At 68.5% G+C, this 20,450-nt stretch carries 15 protein-coding genes; 8 read left to right on the top strand and 7 right to left on the bottom strand.

The genetic code is table 11. The features are described 5' to 3' along the window. The first annotated feature begins 330 nt into the window (after window positions 1–330). Window positions 331–1,719, top strand: coding sequence for a hypothetical protein (locus ULB03_RS08095; protein WP_322482679.1), 1,389 nt, complete (start codon window positions 331–333; stop codon window positions 1,717–1,719). 31 nt (window positions 1,720–1,750) lie between these two features. Here the strand turns inward: ULB03_RS08095 and ULB03_RS08090 are convergent, their stop codons facing one another. The 3 genes from ULB03_RS08090 to ULB03_RS08080 form a co-directional block, all read right to left on the bottom strand. Continuing rightward, window positions 1,751–2,068 carry a helix-turn-helix domain-containing protein gene (locus ULB03_RS08090; protein ID WP_322482678.1) on the bottom strand — a complete coding sequence of 106 codons (318 nt, stop codon included), beginning with the start codon at window positions 2,066–2,068 and terminating at the stop codon, window positions 1,751–1,753. Next, on the bottom strand, window positions 2,061–2,435 hold the full coding sequence (locus tag ULB03_RS08085) for a type II toxin-antitoxin system RelE/ParE family toxin (RefSeq protein ID WP_322482677.1): 375 nt from the start codon (window positions 2,433–2,435) through the stop codon (window positions 2,061–2,063). The genes ULB03_RS08090 and ULB03_RS08085 overlap by 8 nt, the downstream gene beginning before the upstream one ends. 71 nt (window positions 2,436–2,506) lie before the next feature. After that, the gene (locus ULB03_RS08080) at window positions 2,507–3,214 is read right to left on the bottom strand and encodes a protein-L-isoaspartate(D-aspartate) O-methyltransferase (protein WP_322482676.1); all 708 of its coding nucleotides are present in this window, start codon (window positions 3,212–3,214) and stop codon (window positions 2,507–2,509) included. 198 nt (window positions 3,215–3,412) lie between these two features. Here ULB03_RS08080 and htpG point away from each other — a divergent pair, with 198 nt between their 5' ends. The 5 genes from htpG (at window position 3,413) to ULB03_RS08055 (ending at window position 9,671) form a co-directional block, all read left to right on the top strand. Then, window positions 3,413–5,317 carry a molecular chaperone HtpG gene (htpG, locus tag ULB03_RS08075; protein ID WP_322482675.1) on the top strand — a complete coding sequence of 635 codons (1,905 nt, stop codon included), beginning with the start codon at window positions 3,413–3,415 and terminating at the stop codon, window positions 5,315–5,317. A 371-nt stretch (window positions 5,318–5,688) separates the two neighbouring features. Next, window positions 5,689–7,656 (top strand): L,D-transpeptidase family protein, encoded by a 1,968-nt coding sequence (locus ULB03_RS08070; RefSeq protein WP_322483804.1) that lies wholly within the window; start codon window positions 5,689–5,691, stop codon window positions 7,654–7,656. A 204-nt stretch (window positions 7,657–7,860) separates the two neighbouring features. Next, complete coding sequence (locus ULB03_RS08065; protein WP_322482674.1) at window positions 7,861–8,604, top strand: peptidoglycan L,D-endopeptidase MepK; 744 nt, start codon at window positions 7,861–7,863, stop codon at window positions 8,602–8,604. 10 nt (window positions 8,605–8,614) lie between these two features. Continuing rightward, window positions 8,615–9,157 carry a hypothetical protein gene (locus ULB03_RS08060; RefSeq protein WP_322482673.1) on the top strand — a complete coding sequence of 181 codons (543 nt, stop codon included), beginning with the start codon at window positions 8,615–8,617 and terminating at the stop codon, window positions 9,155–9,157. Between the two features lie 106 nt (window positions 9,158–9,263). Continuing rightward, window positions 9,264–9,671 carry a hypothetical protein gene (locus tag ULB03_RS08055; RefSeq protein ID WP_322482672.1) on the top strand — a complete coding sequence of 136 codons (408 nt, stop codon included), beginning with the start codon at window positions 9,264–9,266 and terminating at the stop codon, window positions 9,669–9,671. Window positions 9,672–9,754: 83 nt separating this feature from the next. Here the strand turns inward: ULB03_RS08055 and ULB03_RS08050 are convergent, their stop codons facing one another. From ULB03_RS08050 to ULB03_RS08040, 3 genes are all read right to left on the bottom strand, one after another. Next, the gene (locus tag ULB03_RS08050) at window positions 9,755–11,029 is read right to left on the bottom strand and encodes a dicarboxylate/amino acid:cation symporter (protein ID WP_322482671.1); all 1,275 of its coding nucleotides are present in this window, start codon (window positions 11,027–11,029) and stop codon (window positions 9,755–9,757) included. Window positions 11,030–11,267: 238 nt separating this feature from the next. After that, window positions 11,268–11,786 (bottom strand): hypothetical protein, encoded by a 519-nt coding sequence (locus tag ULB03_RS08045; protein WP_145734929.1) that lies wholly within the window; start codon window positions 11,784–11,786, stop codon window positions 11,268–11,270. 37 nt (window positions 11,787–11,823) lie between these two features. Further along, window positions 11,824–14,076: a sensor histidine kinase gene (locus tag ULB03_RS08040; protein WP_322482670.1), complete on the bottom strand. Its 2,253-nt coding sequence runs from the start codon at window positions 14,074–14,076 to the stop codon at window positions 11,824–11,826. Between the two features lie 388 nt (window positions 14,077–14,464). Between ULB03_RS08040 and ULB03_RS08035 the strand changes: the two genes are divergently transcribed. Next, the gene (locus ULB03_RS08035) at window positions 14,465–16,405 is read left to right on the top strand and encodes a sensor histidine kinase (protein ID WP_322482669.1); all 1,941 of its coding nucleotides are present in this window, start codon (window positions 14,465–14,467) and stop codon (window positions 16,403–16,405) included. Window positions 16,406–16,427: 22 nt separating this feature from the next. On the opposite strand, the gene ULB03_RS08030 is transcribed toward ULB03_RS08035, so the two are convergent. After that, a complete protein-coding gene (locus ULB03_RS08030) occupies window positions 16,428–16,775 on the bottom strand; it encodes an ArsC/Spx/MgsR family protein (protein ID WP_322482668.1) in 348 nt (115 codons plus the stop codon). A gap of 186 nt (window positions 16,776–16,961) precedes the next feature. On the opposite strand from ULB03_RS08030, the gene ULB03_RS08025 reads away from it, so the two are divergent. Then, window positions 16,962–20,378: an SIS domain-containing protein gene (locus ULB03_RS08025; protein WP_322482667.1), complete on the top strand. Its 3,417-nt coding sequence runs from the start codon at window positions 16,962–16,964 to the stop codon at window positions 20,376–20,378. Window positions 20,379–20,450 lie beyond the last annotated feature (72 nt).

The raw sequence follows: 20,450 nt of genomic DNA, 5'->3' as shown, positions 1-20,450 counted from the left end.
GGGGGGAAGGGGGAAGGGCGCGACGGATCGTTCATGGCACTCAGTGTTGGGGCGGCGGCCCCTGAATACAAGTCGGTCCCACGGATCCGGCGCATCTTGAACGCTGGCAGGGGATGGGGGTTCCGACGCCCTTGGGCCACCCCCTGTGATCAAGTGGCCCACGGAAAAGTGGCCCTGGAAAAAGTCTCCCCGCAATGCGGACATAATGCGGGGCGATCCTTATATAGGGTGACGCCTTATACAGGGTGGCGGCCGGACAGGCACGCCGCTTGATTCCGGCCCGGTCCGGCGTATCACCTTGCATCATCCAGGCCCCTTGGGAACCCATCCATGTCCGTTCGCGCCCACCTTGCCGCCCTGTCACTGTTCTCCCTGCTTCTGGGCACCACCGCCCTGGCCGCCCCGGTGACGCAAGAGGGGGCGGACAAGCTGGCGCGACTGGCGGAACAGCAGTTGACCAAGCCGGCCAACCCGCACAAGAGCGACAGCCTGCGGCTGACCCTGAACGGCCACGCCAGCGCGGTGCGGGAAGGCGACCATTACCGCCTGAGCCTGCCGGGGGCACAGTTGCACCTGGGCGACGACAGCGTGCTGGACCTGGGCACGCTGGTCCTGGCCGTGACCCCCACGGCCGATGGTCACTGGGACGCCACCGGCACCCTGCCCAGCCCCATGGGCGTGTTCGACGGCCAGGGCATGCGCATCGGTGAGGTGCGCCTGGGCAGCCAAAGCCTGCGCGCCCGCTGGACGCCGGACTTCCAGACCGTGGACCTGCTGGACGCCAAGGCCAGCGACATCCGCTTCGTCCCCCGCCCCGGCCACGGCGCCGTGGCCATGGACGCCCTGACCGTGCGCTTCGTGCCGGAGGATGAGGCGCGCGGACGGTGGAGCGGCCCGGTGCGGGTGGAGGTCAACAAGCTGCAGACCAAGACACCGGAAGGCGCCGACGAGACGCGGCTGCTGCGCGGCGTGCTGGCCGTCGACCTGACGGACTTCAACATGACCCAGGGCGCCCTGCTGCGCGTGGGCGGCGGCACGGACCCCGGGCCCGCCGGCGCCGTGCTGTCGCGCATGAAGGGCAGCGTCAGCCTGGACGGCTACGCCAGCCATGACGACGAGGGCCGGCCCTATTCGCTGAAGACGCTGACCGCCTCCGTCACCGCCGATAACATGGACGGCGACCATGGCGTGCTGTCGCTGGACTACAGCCACCGGGGCCTGGTGAAACCGGCCACCGCCGGCCAGGCGGACCCCATCCCCGAGAAGGGCGACCTGCACCTGAAGATCAGCGACCTACCGGCCCGCACCCTGGCGGAGGCGGACTGGACCACCCTGCCCGCCGACACCAAGCACCGCAACCGCGCCATCAAGGAACACACCCTGGCCGCGCTGGGCCAGGCGGGCAGCCACCTGACCATCGACAAGCTGGATTTCCAGGCCCCCGACGCGGCCCTGATCGGCAACGCCGCCCTGGTGTTCAACACCAGCAACCCGCGCGGCCTGACCGGCACCCTGTCGCTGCTGATGCGCGGGCTGGACCATCTGCCGGCCAACAGCGTGGGCAACGGCCCCATGCTGGGCTTCTTCGCCCTGCAATCCCTGGGCGCGCCGGAAGGCGAAGGCCGACGCTTCAGCCTGGATTTCCGCCCGGACGGCCACGTGAAGCTGAACGGCAACGACGTCACCCTGCTGATGACCGGCCTGGCCAAGCTGCCCTGAGCGGAACAGTTGATCGCCAGATGTGATCAGTTCATGCCACGGCACTCAGCCCATGCTTGGCCACCAAAGACAGAAGCTTCAGCGAGGCGCCTTGCGGGTGCTTTTCGCCACGCTCCCACTGGCTCACAAGGCCCGCGGTGACATTGAGGTAGCGGGCGAATACCGCCTGGCTCGCGCCTTCGCGTTCACGCAGGCTGCGGATTTCCTCAGGCGCGAGCGGGCGCACGGGCGTCAGGCAAGCCTCATCGAACTTGCGCATCGTTTGCTTGTCCATGATGCCCGCCGCGTGCAGCCCTTCCGCCGTTTCGTGGATCGAGGCCATCACCGCGCTGCGGTACTGCTTAGCCATTGCACATAACCTCTGTCAGGGTGCCATTCGCCACCGCCCTCGCCAGGGCCTCATCGTCATAAGCCATCATCTCCGCCGCGAGCATCTTGAAAGCTTCCAACTCGTCATCGCGGATGTTGTCCTGTTCATTCTTGGCAAAGCCGTGAACGAAAAACGCCCGTTCCCGCAACCGGAACAGGATAATCGTGCGGAACCCGCCCGACTTTCCCTCGCCCTGCCGCGCGACCCGCTGCTTGATGACCCCACCGCCGAGATCCGCATCGACCAAGCCCCGCGACGCGGCGTCAATCGCGGCACAGAGGACCGCATCCGCAATCCGGGCCTTTCGGGCAAACCTCGCAAAGGATTTGTTTTTGAATACCCGCATGGCCCCGCTTTTCAGCGCCCAGTACGACCTGGCAGATCTATAGCACTAAGTGCTACACAGATCAAAAGCTCCTAACTCCCGACCATGGGCACGAAGGCCACGGCCAACAGCCGGCGTTCGCGGACCGTGCCGTCGGTCCCCTTCTCAACCAGGCACAGTTGCTGCGGCCCATCGGGCGGCCCCACCGGCAGCAGCAACCGGCCGCCCGGCCGCAGGTGCGCCACCAGGGCCGGCGGCACCGTCGCGGCGGCACAGGCGGCGAGGATGGCGTCGAACGGCGCCGCCTCCGGCCAGCCGGCATGACCGTCGCCCACGCGCACGGTGACGGTCCTGATCCCCAGGGTGGCCAGCCGCCCCGCCGCCGCCCGCGCCAGGTCGGCGATGACCTCCAGCCCGAAGACCGTCGCGCCCAAATGCGCCAGCAGCGCCGTCTGGTAGCCGGAGCCGACGCCGATCTCCAGCACCCGGTCGCCCGGCTGGATGCGCAGCAGTTCCGTCATCAAGGCCACCAGGGACGGCTGCGACAGGGTCTGGCCCGCCGCCAGGGGCAGAACCTCGTCGCGGTAGGCGCGTGCCGCCACCCCCGGCGGGGTGAACAGCTCGCGCGGAATGGCGCGGAGGGCGCCGGCCACCCGGTCGCTCAAGGCAGGCAGGCCGAAGGGGCGCTCCAGCGCCATGCGGTGGGCGATGGCGGATACCAGCGCCGCTCGCTCCGCGCGGCGGGCTTCCAGGTCCACGGTGGGGGCGGAGGAGGAGCCGGAACGCTTGAACCACGACATGCGACACCCCCGGTGGCGGTGAGGGGCAAAAAATACACGGGATGAGGTCATGCCCCGATGGAGGGGCTTGCGTCCAAGCCGCCGTCCCCTCATATCGGGGCGCGACGGCCGGCCCATCCCTGGGGGGCCGTCGGACCAGGTTCACCACGCCGGCGGCGCCACGACAGGGCCGCCCAGAAAAGAGGACGGAACACGCCCATGAGTGAGGAGAAACTCAGCTTCCAGGCCGAAGTCTCGCGGCTGCTGGATATCGTCGCGCATTCGCTGTACTCGGAAAAGGAGGTTTTCCTGCGGGAACTGATCTCCAACGCCTCGGACGCTTGCGACAAGCTGCGCTACGCCTCCCTGACCCAGCCGGACCTGACGGCCGGGGACGCCAATTTCCGCATCACCCTGACGCCCGACACCACCGCCCGCACGCTGACCATCGCCGACAACGGCATCGGCATGAACCGGGATGAACTGGTGGAGAACCTGGGCACCATCGCCCGGTCCGGCACCGCCAACTTCATGGCCGCCCTGTCCCAGAAGGCCGAGGCGGAAAAGGCCGGCGAAAAGGACGTGTCGCTGATCGGCCAGTTCGGCGTAGGCTTCTATTCCGCCTTCATGGTGGCGGGCGAGGTCGAGGTCTTTTCCCGCAAGGCGGGCGACAGCCAGGGCTGGCGCTGGGCCTCGGACGGCAAGGGCTCGTTCACCGTCGGCGAGAGCGACGACGCCCCGGCGCGCGGCAGCCGCATCGTCCTGCACCTGCGCGACGGCGAGGATGACTATCTGCAGACCTACCGCCTGCAGAGCATCGTCAAGAAGTACAGCGACCACATCAGCATCCCCGTCCTGGTGGGCGATGATGAGAAGCCGGCCAACGCCGCCTCCGCCCTGTGGACGCGGTCCAAGAGCGACATCACGGCCGAGCAGTACAAGGAATTCTATCACCACGTCAGCCACGCCTTCGATGACCCGTGGCTGACCCTGCATTGGCGGGCGGAAGGCGTGTTGGAATACACCAACCTGCTGTTCATCCCGGAAACCAAGCCCTTCGACCTGTTCGAGCCGGAGCGCAAGCACCGGGTGAAGCTGTACGTCCGCCGCGTCTTCATCACCGAGGGTCCGGAAGGCCTGATCCCGGCCTATCTGCGCTTCCTGCGCGGCGTGGTTGACAGCGAGGACCTGCCGCTGAACGTCAGCCGCGAGATGCTGCAGCACAACCCCATGCTGGCCAAGATGCGCACCGGCATCGCCAAGCGCGTGCTGGGCGACCTGGCCCGCAAGGCCGACGACGCCGACGCCAAGGCGGACTACGCCCGCTTCTGGGAGAACTTCGGCGCCGTGCTGAAGGAAGGCCTGTATGAGGAGCGGGAGCAGCGCGACACCCTGCTGAAGCTGCTGCGCGCATACAGTACCCATGGGGGCACCCACGGCGATGAGCTGGTGAGCCTGGAAGACTATGTCGGCCGCATGAAGCCGGGCCAGGACGCCATCTACTACATCACCGGCGAGGACAAGGCGGCATTGGCCCGCAGCCCGCACCTGGAGGGCTTCCGCGCCAAGGGTGTCGAGGTGCTGTTCCTGACCGACGCGGTGGACGAGTTCTGGCTGCAGTCCGTCACCCATTACAAGGACCATGCCTTCAAGTCCGTGACCCGCGGCGGCGCCGACCTGGCCAACGTCACGGCCGAGGACAAGGCCGAGGAGACGCCCAAGGCGCCGGAGGACAGCGTGGCCGATCTGGTGGCGCTGGCCAAGCTGACCCTGGGCGACGCGGTCAAGGACGTGCGCACCTCTGAACGCCTGCGCGAGAGCGCGGTCTGCCTGGTAGCGGACGAGGGCGACATGGACATCCACCTGGAGCGCATGCTGAAGGCCCACCGCCGCCTGGATGAGGCGTCCAAGCGCATCCTGGAGGTCAACCCCGGCCATCCGCTGATCCGCCGCCTGGCGGAGCTGGCCAAGGCCAACGGCGCTGGCGGCGCCCAGGGTGAGGCCCTGGCGGATGCCGCCTGGCTGCTGCTGGACCAAGCGCGAATCCTGGAGGGCGAGGCGCTGCCCGACCCGGTGGCCTTCGGCCGCCGCCTGGCGATGTTCGTGGAGAAGGGCCTGGCCTGATCAAGGCCACAAGCCCACCTGTTCACAGCGTGTTCATGCCCCGCGCGGTTCGCCGTCGCGGGGCATGGCGTTTTTGCAACGCGCGGTGGCCGTCGGGAACCCAACGCGCCACATGGAACGGTTTCGCCCTTTTCTTGCCGCTAACTGCTGGCATAGTCCGCAACCGATCAGACGATGGGCCCCTGGGCGAACCGGATAGGCATCGTTGTCGGGTCGACACGCGGCTGCACAGGGGGGCACCCTTGCCGTCGTTGACGAGGTTTCCCCGGGGACTGGCCCCGGGGCAGCAAGGGCGTGAGCCGGGCGGGGTTTGCATGGGGTTGTCGACCGGGGCGTTCGCCCCCAGTGACCGGAACGGGCCGCGGGCCGTGATGTGGGGCCGCGCCGCCACCACCGCCACGCTGCTGGCCACCGTATTGATTTTCGCCCCCCTGGGGACGGCGCAGGCCCGCGACCTGGCGGACCTGATGAAGGACCGTTTCCCCGTGACGCAAGGGGCGGCCACGGCCGATGACAGCGACCAGATCGTGCTGGCGCGCTTCTACCGCGCCCGGGGGCTGAAGCCCCTGTGGGTGGACCATGGCGAGGCCACGGCCACCGCGCGCGCGGCCCTGACCGTCCTGGCCCACGCCGATGAGGAAGGGCTGAACCCCAATGACTATTCCGCCGCCGCCCTGACCGGCCAGCAAGGCCACCTGGACAGCCCGGAGGCCCAGGCCAGCTTTGAATCCGGCCTCAGCCTGGCGCTGGTCCACTACGCCAGCGACGTGTCGGTGGGCCGCATCATCCCAACCCTGGCCGATCCGGAGCTGGTGATCGATCGGCCGCCCTTCGACCGCGCGCAATTCCTGGCCGCCGTCGCCGCGGCGCCGGACCTGGCGCCCCTGCTGGCCGGCCTGCCGCCACACCGGCCGGAATACGCCGCGTTGAAGGCGGCATTGGCCCATTACCGGCAGATGAAGGCCGCCGGTGGCTGGCCCACCATTCCGCCCGCGCCCAAGGCGCCACCCGCCCCGCCCCCCGCAGCAGCGGACCCGGCCAATCCGGCCGCGCCGGCGCCGAAGGTGGAGAAGGCCAGCGACGCGCTGAAGCCCGGGATGGTGGACCCGCGCGTGCCGGCGCTGCGCGCCCGCCTGGTCGCCACCGGCGAGGCCAAGCCCCTGCCCAACCCGCTGCCCAAGGGCACCAATCCCGAGCTGTACGACGACGCCCTGGCCGCCTCGGTCAAGGAGTTCCAGCGCCGCCAGGGGCAGGAGCCCGATGGCGCCATCGGCAAGCGCACCCTGGTGGAATTGAACGCCACCGTGGACCAGCGCATCAACCAGATCATCGTCAACATGGAACGCTGGCGGTGGGAACGGGAGCCGGCGGACCAGCCCTATCTGGTGGTCAACCTGGCCGACTACACCCTGTCGCTGATGCGGGGCATGGACGTGCAGATGACCATGCGCGTGGTGGTGGGCGCGCCCTTCACCCGCACGCCGGTCTTCATCGGCAACATGAGCTATATGGAGCTGAACCCCTACTGGTACGTGCCGACCAAGATCGCCAAGGAAGAGATTCTGCCCAAGCAGAAAAAGGACCACAGCTACGTCGTCAAGAACCACTACACCCTGCTGTCGGACTGGACGTCCAACGCGGTGCCGGTGGACCCCAGCAGCATCAACTGGGCGACCGTGACGGAGCGCAACTTCCATTGGCGGGTGCGGCAGGACGCGGGCAACGACAATTCGCTGGGCCGCATCAAGTTCATGTTCCCCAACAAGTTCGACATCTACCTGCACGACACGCCGTCCAAGCGGCTGTTCGACCGGGCCGTGCGCTCCTTCAGCCACGGCTGCATCCGGGTGCAGGACCCGCCGGCCCTGGCCCTGGCCATCCTGGCCCTGACCGACACCCCCGGCTGGCCGGAGGAGAAGCTGCGGGCCGAGATCGGCGGCGACAGCCTGAAGCATCAGACGATTCGCCTGAAGAATCGCCTGCCGGTGCACATCACCTACATTACCACGGTGACCGACCCGGACGGTGGCATCGACTTCCGCACCGACGTCTATGGCCGCGACGCCCGCGTGCTGGCCGCCCTGAATGGTCCCCGTCCGCGCAAGCCGGTGGTCCCGGCGGCGACACCGGCCGCCGCCCCCACGCCCGGCAGCGCCCCGAACGCGGCCCCCAACGCGACGTCCAACACGCTGCCGGCGCCGGCCGCCGAGGCGTCCAAAGCCCCTGAGACTCCAAAGCCTTCGGTGCCAGGCCCCCGCACCGCCGCGCCGTCCGCCCCCACGGCGACCCCGGTGCCGGCATCGGCCCCCGTCCCGGCCAACACCAACCCGGTGCGCTGACTAGGCGAGGTCCCCGGCCGGATTGTGACCGTTTCGGTGGCGGTTGCAAAGGCGGGGACCCTGGGCGCCGTAGGGTGGCGGTCACACGTTCATCAAATTTTTGCCTCATTTCAGGCTTGCTTATTCACACCCCGTTGTCACAGACTGCAGCCCAGCCCTGCCGGTGACGCGGGGCTCCGGCCAGTGAAATGGGGACAGCACAGAATGCACGACCGGCATGACGCAGCGCGTCTGTCCATTATTGCCTGCGACGCCACCACTTCCACCGACGCGTCCCCGGTTACGACTTCCGCTCCCACCCGCCGTGGTCTGCTGACCGGCTTCGCCAAGCTGGCGACCGGCGCGGCGCTGGTGGGGGGTATCGCCTCGCCACTGCCGGCCCTGGCCAAGGCTGTCAAAAAGCATCACGGGGACGCCACCCACGGTCACAGCGCCGCCCACGGCAACCTGATGCATGGCGACTGGTCCAACGCCCGCGCCGCCACCCGGCCGCTGTCGGACAACCGTCGCGTCCTGGCCTTCAACCACCTGCACACCGGCGAGAAGCTGAAGGTCACCTACTGGGCCGATGGCAAGTACCTGCCGACCGCCCTGCACGACGTGAATTCCATCCTGCGCGACTGGCGGACCAACCAGACCATCGCCATGGACCCCAAGCTGCTGGACCTGATGTTCCAGATGCAGCACCGCCTGCGCACCAACGAGACCATCCAGGTCATCTGCGGCTATCGCTGCCCCAAGACCAACGCCATGCTGGCGGCCAATTCCGAAGGGGTGGCCAGCCACAGCATGCACATGGAGGGCAAGGCCATCGACCTGGACCTGGCCAGCAAGCCCCTGGCCCGCATCCGCCAGGTGGCGGTGGAGCTGAAGCAGGGTGGCGTCGGCTATTACCCCAAGTCCCACTTCGTCCACGTCGACACCGGCCGCGTTCGGCAGTGGGCGTGAAGGTCCGGGCGTGAAGGCGCGCCAGGCGATCTTGGCTCCAGCCCTGACCGGCATTCTTTTATTGAGCATTCAAGCGCGGGCAGGGGCTCCCTCAGAGACCCCACCACCTCCACCGCCACCCCAATTGATTGGCGTGGATGATCGGTCATGGATTGCCCAGCCCCCCGATGATTCCAAACTGTTCGCCACGTTGGAAGCGGCGCCCAAGCTTGAAAAGTCACGCATTGTGACGGTTCCGCCGGAAACACGGATGACCGCCATCGCTTTGTTACGCGATACGTCCATCCAGCCTCTGGACGCGGCGACATTGCGGCAACTTCTCCCGAATGCGACGGATGCCGCCAAGATGTCGAGTGCTGGGCTGACTCCGTATCTCGCTCGCTCCGTTGCCGCCGGCTGCGGGCGCGGCGAGTACGATATCCGGCAGGCTGGCGAAGCCCTTTCCATCTTCACCGGCACCCTGGGTCCTTCTGCTTTCGCCCGCTGCCCTGTGATTGTTTTCCTGGAGCATCCCGCGACCCGAGTTTGGGTCGAGGCAGCGGCTGCGCTTTAGACCATAGTTCCGTTGTCCTCTTTCTGAACCACATGAGACAAAGCGCTCAGTCCAGGAACGGAGAGGGACAAGACACATGCGCGTTCGTCCGGCGGCAGTGGCTGCCATGATCATTTTCAGCGCGTCCACAGCCACCGCGCAGACCGCGCCCGCCCCCTTCACCGGCCACGACCTCAGCGGCACCTACGCCTGCACCGGCGTGGACGGGCATGAGGGCGCCTACACCTCCACCGTGACGCTGGAGATGGACAAGGCGCAGTCCCACGGGACGCGGGCCGGCTATCATTTCAAGATGGAGGTGCCGGGCTACGGCACCTATCACGGCGTGGCCACCGCCGACGGCGACATCATGGCCATCACCTTCGCGCACGAGGATCCGGCCACGCAGGATTATGGCACCGGCATCGCCAAGGTGACCCGCACCCAGGACGGCAAGGCGCGCTTCGACAAATTCTACTACGAGGACGCCTACAAGGGCGGCAACACCGGCACGGAAAGCTGCGTGCGGAACTGATCCCGCGCGCCCTCAAAAGAGAACAGGCCCCGGATCGACCGATCCGAGGCCTGTGCCTGTTGTCAAAGCGATAGGATGGAACTTCAGGCGGCGCTGGGTCCGTTCGCCAGCTCGCGATGCAGGCGCGCCTCGTCCAGCTCCTTTTCCCACTTGCTGACCGCGATGGTGGCGACGCCATTGCCGACCAGGTTGGTCAGGGCGCGGCATTCGCTCATGAAGCGGTCGATGCCGATGAGCAGGGTCAGGGAAGCGATGGGGATGTCCGGCACCACGGCCAGGGTGGCAGCCAGGGTGATGAAGCCGGCGCCGGTGACGCCGCTGGCCCCCTTGGACGTCAGCATGGCCACCAGCAGGATGGTGACCAGGTGCCCGAAGGTCAGGTGGGTGTTGGTCGCCTGGGCCAGGAACAGGGTGGCCAGGGTCATGTAGATGTTGGTCCCGTCCAGGTTGAAGCTGTAGCCCGAGGGGATGACCAGGCCCACCACGGGGCGGGCGCAGCCCAGGCGCTCCATCTTCTCCATCATCTGGGGCAGCACCGTCTCGGACGAGGACGTGCCCAGGACGATCAACAGCTCGGCCTTGATGTAGTTGATGAAGCGCAGGATGGAGAAGCCGCACAGCCAACCGACGATGCCCAGCACCACCAGCACGAACAGCAGGGCGGTCAGGTAGAAGCTGCCGATCAGCATGCCCAGGTTCAGCAGGGCGCTGATGCCATACTTGCCGACGGTGAAGGCCATGGCGCCGAAGGCGCCGATGGGGGCCAGGCGCACCACCATGTGGATGATGCGGAAGAAGATCTTCGACATGCGCTCGATGACCACCGTGGCCGGCTTGCCATAGTCGCCCAGGTGGGCGATGGCGAAACCGGTCAGCATGGCGATCAGCAGGACCTGCAGCAGGTCGCCGCCGCCTAGCGCGCCGAGGTAGGTATCGGGGATGATGCCCAGGATATGGTCGGCCACGTTGTCCTTGGCCGCCTTGTCGACATAGGTCGCCACCGCCTTGGCGTCCAGGGTGCGGGCGTCGACGTTCATGCCGTCGCCGGGACGGATGACTTCGCCCACCAGCAGGCCGATGACCAGCGCGAAGGTGGAGATGACCTCGAAATAGATCAGCGCCTTGCCGCCCACGCGGCCCACCTTCTTCATGTCGGTCATGGCGGAGATGCCGCTGACCACGGTGCAGAAGATGACCGGCGCGATCATCATCTTCACCAGCTTGATGAAGCCGTCACCCAGCGGCTTCAGCGAGGCGCCGAAGGCGGGCCAGATGAAGCCGACGATGATGCCCAGGACGATGGCGATCAGGACTTGGACGTAAAGAATCGAATACCAGGGCTTTTTCACTTGTTCCATGGGCACATCTCCCTAAGCCCCTTGTCACGAGGCGTGTTGCCGGGCCCCCTTCCCCGATGCCCCGGGGGACCCGCGGCCACAGCATGGCCGTTGGGTGCGACAAGAAAGCAATTGCCGGGGGAGATCAAGGCTTAAGGCGTGGTTTCGCACGCCCGGATCCATGGAATTTTTTGACCTGTGCGGCAGGAACAACAACCGGTTGCGATGTTCGCTTCCAGAGGGGCCCCAGTCGTTTTTTTTAAAACACGGTCAGCTGCGGCGGCGCCGTTTTCAGCAGGTTCTCCAGCCGCTCGACCACCTCTTCCATGTTCACGCGCACGCGGTCCAGCTCATCGGCCGTCTTGTCGTCGATGCCGGCCTCGAACAGCATCATGTCGTAGTCGGCCAGCACCTTGGTGAAGGCCTCGCGCTCATGCTGCAGGATCTCGTAGGCGCCCAGGGCATGGACCAGCAATTGCGGCGGGTTGCGGAAGAAGGCCAGGCTGACACGGGTAAAGGCGGCGATGGAGCGCAGGCGCATGCGGATCAGCCAGGACTTCAGCTCACGCGGGGCGTCGTTGGGCCGGCTGTCGGCCTTGTCGCCGATGGTGAAGATCATGGCCTGGATTTCGTGATAGACGGCGCGCGCCTTTTTGTAGTCCGGGAAGGACTGCGCGGGCCGGGCCGACATCTGCTCGAAAGAGGTCACGGTGGACGACAGCGATCCCGCCAGCTCACGCAGCAGGGCGCCGTGGTTGACCTCCTTCTTCATACGCATGGGGTTCTGGTCCCTGTGAGCGGATTGACACCCCAGCTTAGCGCGGCATCCGCGCCGCTACCAGGGTATCGGGTGTATGGGGTCGGCCAGGGCCGGTGGCCTCCAGCGCATCGCCCTGCACCTCGTGTCCCCGCAGGTCGGGCAGGATCAGGGTGAAGCGCGTGCCGGCCCCCGCCTCGCTGGCGGCGGTGACCGTGCCCTTCAGCCGATGCGTCACGAGGTTGTAGACGATGTTGAGCCCCAGGCCGGTGCCGCCCGCCCCGCGCCGCGTGGTGAAGAAGGGATCGAAGATGCGGGGCAGGATGGCCGCCGGAATGCCGCGGCCATCGTCCTGGTAGACGATCTGCGCCCCGCCGGCATGGCCCTCACCCGGGATATCCCCGGGACCCAGCCGGCGGGCGGTGATGGTGATGTGGCCACGCACCCCCGGCTCATAGGCGTGCAGCAGGGAGTTCGAGACGAAATTGGTCAGCACCTGGGCCAGGAAGCCGGGGTAGGTCTCTATTTCCACCGGGCCTTGGCAGATGATCTCCGCCGTATGGCCGCCCCGGCGCAGGTTGGGCCCCAGGCTGGCAATCACCTCCTCCATGTAGGCGCACAGGTCCACCCGCCGGCGATCCTCGGAGCTCTGGTCGGCGGAGACCTGCTTGAAGCTCTGGATCAGGCTGGCGGCACGGCCGATGTTGGACAGCATCAGGCGGGAGGATTCCGCCAGGTCCCCCATGAAATCGGTCAGGTCACTGCGGCGCAGCCGGCCATCCTTCACCAGATGGTCGATGGCCGTCACCCGTTCCGACACATGGGAGGCGGCGGTGAGCGTGACGCCGATGGGGGTGTTGATCTCATGCGCCACGCCGGCCACCAGTTGGCCCAGCGAGGCCAGCTTTTCCGACTGCACCAGCGCGTCCTGCGACCGCTTCAACTTTTCCAGGCTGTCGCTCAGTTCCGCGGTGCGGGTGCGCACGCGGTCTTCCAGTTCGTCATTGGCCCGGCGCAGGGCGGCCTCGCTGGCCTCCAGCGCGCGCTCCCGCTCCTCCCGATCCTTGCCGATGCGGTAGGCGACGCCAAAGGTCAGCAGCACCACACCGATGGCATTGGGGGCGTAGAGCGCCGCCTCCGTCCAGATGGCGGCGGGAAGGGCGCCGCCGGCGCGCAGCGACCACACCACCGCCACCCCCACGATGGGCAGGAAGCCCAGCAGGAAGAAGCGGGCGTTGACGGAGCGGCGCAAGTCGCGCACCGCCGCTGTCAACGTCAGGATGGACCCCAGCAGCGCCAGCGCCTGGGCGATGCCGGAGCCTATGGCCGGATCCAGGTAATGCAGGGGCGTGTCCAGGACCAGCAGGCCGGTGGACAGCAGCAGCAGCCGGGTGATCCACGGCTGGCGCCGCCTGAGGTCCAGGAACTGCACCGCGAAGATCTGCCCCACGGCCACGGGCAGGGTGCCCACCACCTCGCGGTAATAATGGCTGGCCAGATCCGGCGGCAGATGCTCCCAGGGGTAGCCCAGTTGGCCGTAGATGTAGGCAAGGGTGATCAACGCGTAGAACAGCAGGGTCACCCCCACCTCCACCCCCGCCATCACCACCAGCGCGAACTGATAGGCGGCGGCGATGATCAGGACGCCGAAGGTCAGCCCGTGCAGCAGGATATCGCGCCGATCCACCAAACCCTGGGCGTCACTGGTGCGGAGATAGAGGGCGAAGGAGGCGAAGTAGTGCTCCACCCGCATGTACAGCACAGTGCGGCCGGGTGGCAGCGCCAGGGTGAAGACGGGATAGCGGTGGGGGATGTCCGTGCCCCGCGCCTGCGCCCCCTCCGCCACATGGCGCCGCTCCACCGGCGTCCCGGTGGCGGAGAACACATAGAGGTCCAGGCTGCGGTAATAGGGATAGGCGAAGACCAGAAGCCGGTTGAGGGTGCCGTCCGTTGGATTGTCGAGGGTGACGCGGGCCCAATAGGCGGAATGGGTGCGGGCGAAGCCGGGCGTATCGCGGGTGGCCGGGGTGAAGCGGTCGGCGGCCGGGCCGGACATGACATCGGCCAGGGTCAGATCGCGGCCCTTGTCCTCCAACAATTCCAGATGGCCGCCCAGCGACAGGTCGGGACCGTCGACGACCACGAAGCCGGCCGCTGGGGGGCCGGCTGTTGCGGGGCCGGCCGCACCCGTGTCCGCGCGGGCCACCGGCACCCCGACCGAGAGGATGAGGAACAGCAGGGCGGCCAGCGCCATCCAGCGGCGCCAGCCCATCCCGTCACGCCCCGCACCGTCGCCCCGTAAATCCATCATCCGTCCGCTATGCCGTGATTGGCGCAACCATGCCCTATCCCAGCGGGAAAGGCACGCCCTGCGTGTCCTGGCAAGACGATGCACGCGCACCCCGTCTATCCGCTCCTGGCCCACCGGCCCTGCCCCCGCCATTCCCGCCCAGCCGTCCACGCCCGACCGTCCACGCCCAGCTGCCCATTCAACGGACAGGCGGGACGTGAACCGTTGCGGAAAAGCCGCCCGGCCATCAATTGCCAGGCCCGCGGACCCATGATAAGCGTCGCGATGGAACCAGTCCGCTCACGACCCGGCCGGGCCAGACCGGCGTCGTCGGGAAAAGCGGTCGGGAAAGCCGAATGGAATAAGCAAGGCGGGGGCCCTTGGGCACGGCATATCGGGACGGGGGATCATGAGGCGATTGGCGGACTGGATGAAATCCATCGGGCCGGGCCGCCTGATCAACATCTCGCTGGCCGCCGGCATCGCGCTGTCCCTGGTGTTCGTCCATGCCGAATTCACCCGGGGGCTGAATTCCCGCCACGCCGAGATCCGCCAGGACCTCGACACCCAGGCCATCGCCCTGGATGGCACGCTGTCCGCCATCGCCGGCCGGCTGACCCGCCTGCGGGAATGGGTGCGGCGGACGCCGCAGCCCCCCATGGACGACACGCCCTATCTCACCTCCTTCCTGGAGCGGGTGGCGCAAGCTGGGACGGATGAGGTGGCGGTTCTGGATCGCCTCGGCCCCGATGGCGCCAACCCGTTGGACGGCCCGGTGGCCGCCGCCCTGATGGCCCTGCCCGACCGGGCGCTGGCCCGGCACGAGGGACTGTCCCGCCCGGATCGGGACCACTGGCGGGTGGACCTGGCCGTCTCCCTGGCGCTGGCCCAGCAACTGGCGCTGGACGTTCGCACGCAGGCCGGCGTGGCGCGCGGGTATTTCATCGGCGCCTCCGGTCTGGTGGCGATGGCCCCCTGGCGCCCTGTCGCAAACGCCCCGGCGCTCATGGCCACCTTGCTGGACCAAGGCCCCTATCGCCTGTTGACCGCGGTGGCCAACCCCGAAGGCCGGGTCACCTGGACCGAGACGACCGCGCAGCCCGCCGCCGCCGACGCCCCGGTGCGTCCGGTGGGGACCGTTGCCACCCCCCTCGACGATGGGGGCCACCGGCTGGGCGTGATCGCCTTTGACCTGGACCCCGGCGTGCTCACCCCGGCACCGGCCGACGCCGGGAGCATGGTGTTGCTGCTGGGATCGGATGGCAGGCTGCTGTCGGCCACCACGACGCCCCCCGCCGACCTGTTCCAGCAGGGACGGCCCACCGCCGCCGGCCTGGCCCTGACGATGGGCCGAACGGCTGGCGCGGTGGAGCGTGCAGGCTATCTCGTCACCACCCGGCCGCTGGCCAACGCCCCGTGGCGCCTGGTGCATCTGGCGCCGCGCGCCACCCTCACCTGGTCGCTGGTCCTGCGCACCGCCGGATCCATGGCTGGCTTTTCCGGCGTGCTGCTGGCCGTGGTGCTGCTGTTCAACATGGTGGTGCGGCGCATGGTGCGCTCGCAGGAACGCTCGGCCGTGGCGGAACGCGAGGCGCGCGCGGCCACGGAGCAGGCGCTGGCGGAGTTGCGGGCCGCCCATGACGAGCTGGACTTCCTGAACCGGGAGAAGACCCGCTTCTTCTCCCTCATTTCCCACGACCTGCGCGGCCCGTTCAACGTGCTGCTGGGGATGACCAAGGAGTTGGCCGACCACGGCACCCGCATGTCCCCAGCCGACGTCGCCGATTTCGCCGCGTCGGTGCATCAAAGCGCGGTGGCCGCCCACACGCTGCTGGACAATCTGCTGAACTGGTCACGGGTCCAGATGTCGGGCACGCCCTTCACCCCCTCGGTCATGGCCTTGGGCGAGGTGGTGGCTGCGGCCACCCACGACCTGGGCCCCACGGCGGAGGCGAAGGGCATCCGCATCCTGGACGCCTCGGGCGACCGCCATATCCTGGCGGACCGCACCATGGTCCTGGCCATCCTGCGCAACCTGCTGGCCAACGCCATCAAGTTCAGCCACCCCAACCAGGGCGTGCAGGTGACATCGCGCGCGGCGGGGGACCGGCTGGAGATCGCCGTGACCGACCGCGGCATCGGCATGGACCCGGACCAGTTGGATCAGCTGTATCGGCGCGAGGCCCAGGACAGCCGCCCCGGCACCTTGGGCGAGGTCGGCACCGGCCTGGGCCTGACCCTGGTGCGCGACCTGGTTGCCCGCCATGGCGGGGTCCTGGCCATCGACAGCCAGCCCGGCGTCGGCACCACGGTCAGCTTCACCGTGCCCCTGGCCGCCGCCCCACGCTGAAATGGAACCGGCGGCGGGAGAATCAGAGGATTTCGGCCAGCCGTTCAACCGGCCGGCACAACACGGCACCCTTGGGGCTGCGCGCGATGGGGCGCTCGATCAGGATGGGATGTTCCACCATCAGGTCCAGCAGCGTCTCGTCGTCGAACCCACCGGCGGGTTCGGTCGCCAGCAGGTCGTCGTTGCCCCGACGGCGCAGGATGTCCGCCGGCCGGGCCTTCAGGCTGGCCAGCATGGCGGCCAGGGCGGCACGGTCGGGCGGGGTTTTCAGATATTCCACCACCTGGACCTCATGCCCGGCGGCCTGCAGGTCGGCCAGCGCCCGGCGGGAGGTGGAGCATTTGGGATTGTGCCAGAGGGTCACGATCATGGGAAAGGTCCCGGATTGTCTGTCGGTCGAGGTCGGGCACCATAGCCCTGCGGGCACTCCGAGGCCATCCCGTCGGCGCGCCGGGGCCCCTCCCCTGTGCCCGGCCCCCTGTGCAACGTCACGTTTTCTGCCTTCCACCCCGGCCCTGGCCTGGACTATGACTGCGGTCTTGCTTGAGTGAGGTGAATGATGTGCGGCATCGCCGGCTTCCTGGGTAATCGCAACTGGACCCGCACGGCGGATCTGTCGTGGCTGAGGGCCGTGGCCGACAACCTGGCCCAGGCGAACGAGCCCGGCGCCATTGACACCGCCCTGGATGGGCTGGCGGCCCGCTTCACCGACCTCATGGCCTTTCCCACCCACATGGCGGCCGTGGCCGATCCCGCCGCCACCGCCCTGCTGACCGCGATGGCCGATCGCGTCGACGCGCTGGAAACGGCGCTCCGTTCGGGCGAAACCGCCCGCGAGGTGGCGGTGGAGCGGGTGGCGGAACGCCTGCGTGATTATTCCTGGCAACTGCGGACCGAGGTGCTGGGCAACATCGGCCGCACCCTGGCCCTGCTGCCGGATGGGGCCGCCGCCACCCGGCCACAGCACGCCGTGGCCTGGGCTGCGGAACAGGTGCTGGAGAACCTGGACCGACTGGAGGTGCGCGGCCGCGACAGCGCCGGCATCGCCCTGCAGATCACCGTCGATCATCGCTACACCCTGGACGACCTGCCGGCGGATCTGCGCGCCGGTGCCGCCGAGCGGCTGGCCGTGGGCGACCGGCATGAAGGGCTGGCCCTGCACGCCCTGCCCGACGGCCGCACCACCGTGCGCTTCACGTACAAGGTGGCCACCCTGATCGGCCGCCTGGGCGACAACGGCGCCTTCCTGCGCGCCCGCATGCGGGCCGACGCCGTGCTGTGGGCCGTGGCGCGGCATGCCGACGGCTTCAGCGCCATCGCCCACACCCGCTGGGCCTCGCACGGGGCCATCAGCCTGCCCAACTGCCATCCGTTGAACGCCCGCTTGGCCAACGAGACAGGTGCCGGCAAGGCGGGGACGGCGCTGAGCGCCGATGCCGACGCCATGGTGGCCCTGAACGGCGATATCGACAATTACCGGGCGCTGACGGAAAGCGCCATCGAGGGCACCGGCCATACCCTGCCGGCCGACACCACGACCGACACCAAGGTCATCCCGGTGCTGTTCCGCCTGGAGGGGGCGAGCGGCAACGGCCCCTTGGACTCTGACGGCGCCAACGCCGACCGCTTCCTGGCCACCATCCGGCGGCTGGACGGGTCCATGGCCATCATCCTGCAGCACCCGACCGATCCGGAGCACCTGCAACTGGGCCAGAAAGGCAGCGGGCAAAGCCTGTTCGTGGCCGAGGTCAACGACGGCCTGATCGTCGCGTCGGAGAATTACGGCCTGGCGCCCCGCGCCCGCCGGTCCATTTCCCTGGCGCAGGTTGAGCGCGGCGGCCTGGCCGTCACCCTGTCGGTGGCGGCGGACGAACCCGCGCTGTCCGCCCGGACGGTGGACGACGGCGCACCGGCCAGCCTGAAGGCCGACGCCATCGAGATCTTCTCGCGCGACATCTTCCGCGGCCGCCACGACCACTTCTTCGAGAAGGAGGTGCATGAGGCCCCGGCCAGCGTGCGCAAGACCCTGGCCGGCCGCTATCGCCGCCAGGACCGGCGCGTCAGCTTCGAGCTGGCATCGCAGGGCGGTGGCACCGGCCCGTGGGCCAGCCTGCGCGCCCGCCTGGCCGATCCGTCCAAGCCGCCCATCCGCCGCATCCTGGTGACCGGCCAGGGCACGGCCGCCATCGCCGCCATGGGCATCGAGCACCTGATCCGCCTGGCGCTGGACAAGGCGCCGGTGACGGTGAGCAGCGCCAAGGCGTCGGAACTGTCGACCAACCTGGATGGCAAGAACCTGGACGACGCCCTGGTCATCGCCATCAGCCAGAGCGGTACCACCACCGACACCAACCGCACGGTCGACCTGGCCCGCGCCGCCGGCGCCTGGATCCACGCCATCGTCAACCGCCGCAACAGCCCCCTGGTGCGCAAGTCGGACAGCCACCTGTTCACCAGCGATGGCCGCGACATCGAGATGGCCGTCGCCTCCACCAAGGCGTTCTACAGCCAGGTGGCGGCGGGCAAGCTGACCGCCCTGTGCCTGGCCGACGCGCTGGGCACCCTGCCGGCCCAGCAGGTCCATGACGAGATGGTGGCGCTGGAGGCCCTGCCCCAGCGCATCCAGGAGGTGCTGGACGACGAGGGCGCCATCGCCGCCTGCGCCCGGGCCTACGCCCCGCGCAACCGCTATTGGGCGGTGGTGGGCAACGGCGCCAACAAGGTGGCGGCCGAAGAGATCCGCATCAAGCTGTCGGAGCTTTGCTACAAGTCCATCCCGGTCGACTATACCGAGGACAAGAAGCACATCGACCTGTCGACCGAGCCCCTGACCCTGGTGGTGGCCAACGACCTGGCCCCCCTGCTGGCCCAGGATACGGCCAAGGAAGTGGCCATCTTCAAGGCGCACAACGGCAAGCCCATCGTCTTCGCCGCCAAGGGCGAGACCTGCTTCGCCCCCTATGCCGAGGCGGTGGTGCACCTGCCGTCGGCCGGCGCCGGGCTGGACTTCATCATGGCCACGGTGGCGGGCCACCTGTGGGGCTTCCATGCCGCCCTGGCCATCGATGCCGAATCCCGCCCCTTCCGCGAGGTGTCGGCGGCCCTGGACCTGGCGCTGACCGAGGCGGACCGGCCGGTGACGCCGGTGGCGACCAGCCTGGCCACCATCATCGACCGCATCGCCGACGGCCAGTTGGACGCGGCCCTGCCCGCCAGCTACGCCGCCCGCCTGGCCAAGCTGACCTCCGCCCTGCCCATGCTGGACACCCCCGGCGGCAAGCCGGAGCGCACGGCCGTCATCACCCGGGGCCAGGATTTGCTGCGCCTGGTGCTCGAGGAGACGTCGCGCCCCATCGACACCATCCGCCACCAGGCCAAGACGGTCACCGTGGGCATCTCCCGCCCCGGCCGCGAGATCAGCCCCCTGCTGCTGTCGGCCCTGGCCGACCTGGGCGCCAGCCCGGCCGATCTGGCGGAGCCGGAGCGCCAGTTGCTGATCGCGCTGTCCACCCTGGTCATCGGGGTGGAGGGCGGTGTGCGCTATCACCCGGCCGGCGGCCCTGGGAGCGAGGGCGCCGACGGCACCCCCTTGCTGCTGGCGGTGGAGCGCAGCGGCCGGGCCAAGGGTGCGGCCTCGCGCCATGACCAGCCGGCACCGGCCACGGGCGGCAAGCGCCGCGCCCTGCGCCTGGGCCGGGGCATGCTGTCGGGCGGGGCCAGCGGCACCCAGACCTTGGCGCTGTTGCCCCTGATGCGGGAACCCAACTGGACGCCCGATGGCCTGGTGCTGCTGCACCTGGCCCTGGTCAGCCAGGCGTCGCTGCAGCAAAAGATTGCAATATTGAAGGACTTGCGCCTGTATGAGGATCTGTTCGACGCCTATCATGAGGCCGGACAGGGTGCGACGGGCGAGCAGGCGGACACGAGCGGCGGCTTCGCCGCCTTCCTGGAGACGCTGTCCCCCGGGACCTGATCCTGTCCACACCGGCGGATTTGATGCGCCGGCCTTAAGTTGAGGGACCTTGAGCCTGTTTTCCAGAGTGGG

Origin of the sequence: Nitrospirillum goiasense (assembly GCF_034427435.1) — a bacterium.
Classification (GTDB): domain Bacteria; phylum Pseudomonadota; class Alphaproteobacteria; order Azospirillales; family Azospirillaceae; genus Nitrospirillum.
This window is presented reverse-complemented; position numbering and strand designations above follow the sequence as displayed.

Coding starts and splice junctions, on each gene's coding strand:
- ULB03_RS08095 (WP_322482679.1), top strand. CDS start 331: ATGTCCGTTCGCGCCCACCTTGCCGCCCTGTCACTGTTCTCCCTGCTT.
- ULB03_RS08090 (WP_322482678.1), bottom strand. CDS start 2,068: ATGGCTAAGCAGTACCGCAGCGCGGTGATGGCCTCGATCCACGAAACG.
- ULB03_RS08085 (WP_322482677.1), bottom strand. CDS start 2,435: ATGCGGGTATTCAAAAACAAATCCTTTGCGAGGTTTGCCCGAAAGGCC.
- ULB03_RS08080 (WP_322482676.1), bottom strand. CDS start 3,214: ATGTCGTGGTTCAAGCGTTCCGGCTCCTCCTCCGCCCCCACCGTGGAC.
- htpG (WP_322482675.1), top strand. CDS start 3,413: ATGAGTGAGGAGAAACTCAGCTTCCAGGCCGAAGTCTCGCGGCTGCTG.
- ULB03_RS08070 (WP_322483804.1), top strand. CDS start 5,689: ATGTGGGGCCGCGCCGCCACCACCGCCACGCTGCTGGCCACCGTATTG.
- ULB03_RS08065 (WP_322482674.1), top strand. CDS start 7,861: ATGCACGACCGGCATGACGCAGCGCGTCTGTCCATTATTGCCTGCGAC.
- ULB03_RS08055 (WP_322482672.1), top strand. CDS start 9,264: ATGATCATTTTCAGCGCGTCCACAGCCACCGCGCAGACCGCGCCCGCC.
- ULB03_RS08050 (WP_322482671.1), bottom strand. CDS start 11,029: ATGGAACAAGTGAAAAAGCCCTGGTATTCGATTCTTTACGTCCAAGTC.
- ULB03_RS08045 (WP_145734929.1), bottom strand. CDS start 11,786: ATGCGTATGAAGAAGGAGGTCAACCACGGCGCCCTGCTGCGTGAGCTG.
- ULB03_RS08040 (WP_322482670.1), bottom strand. CDS start 14,076: ATGATGGATTTACGGGGCGACGGTGCGGGGCGTGACGGGATGGGCTGG.
- ULB03_RS08035 (WP_322482669.1), top strand. CDS start 14,465: ATGAGGCGATTGGCGGACTGGATGAAATCCATCGGGCCGGGCCGCCTG.
- ULB03_RS08030 (WP_322482668.1), bottom strand. CDS start 16,775: ATGATCGTGACCCTCTGGCACAATCCCAAATGCTCCACCTCCCGCCGG.
- ULB03_RS08025 (WP_322482667.1), top strand. CDS start 16,962: ATGATGTGCGGCATCGCCGGCTTCCTGGGTAATCGCAACTGGACCCGC.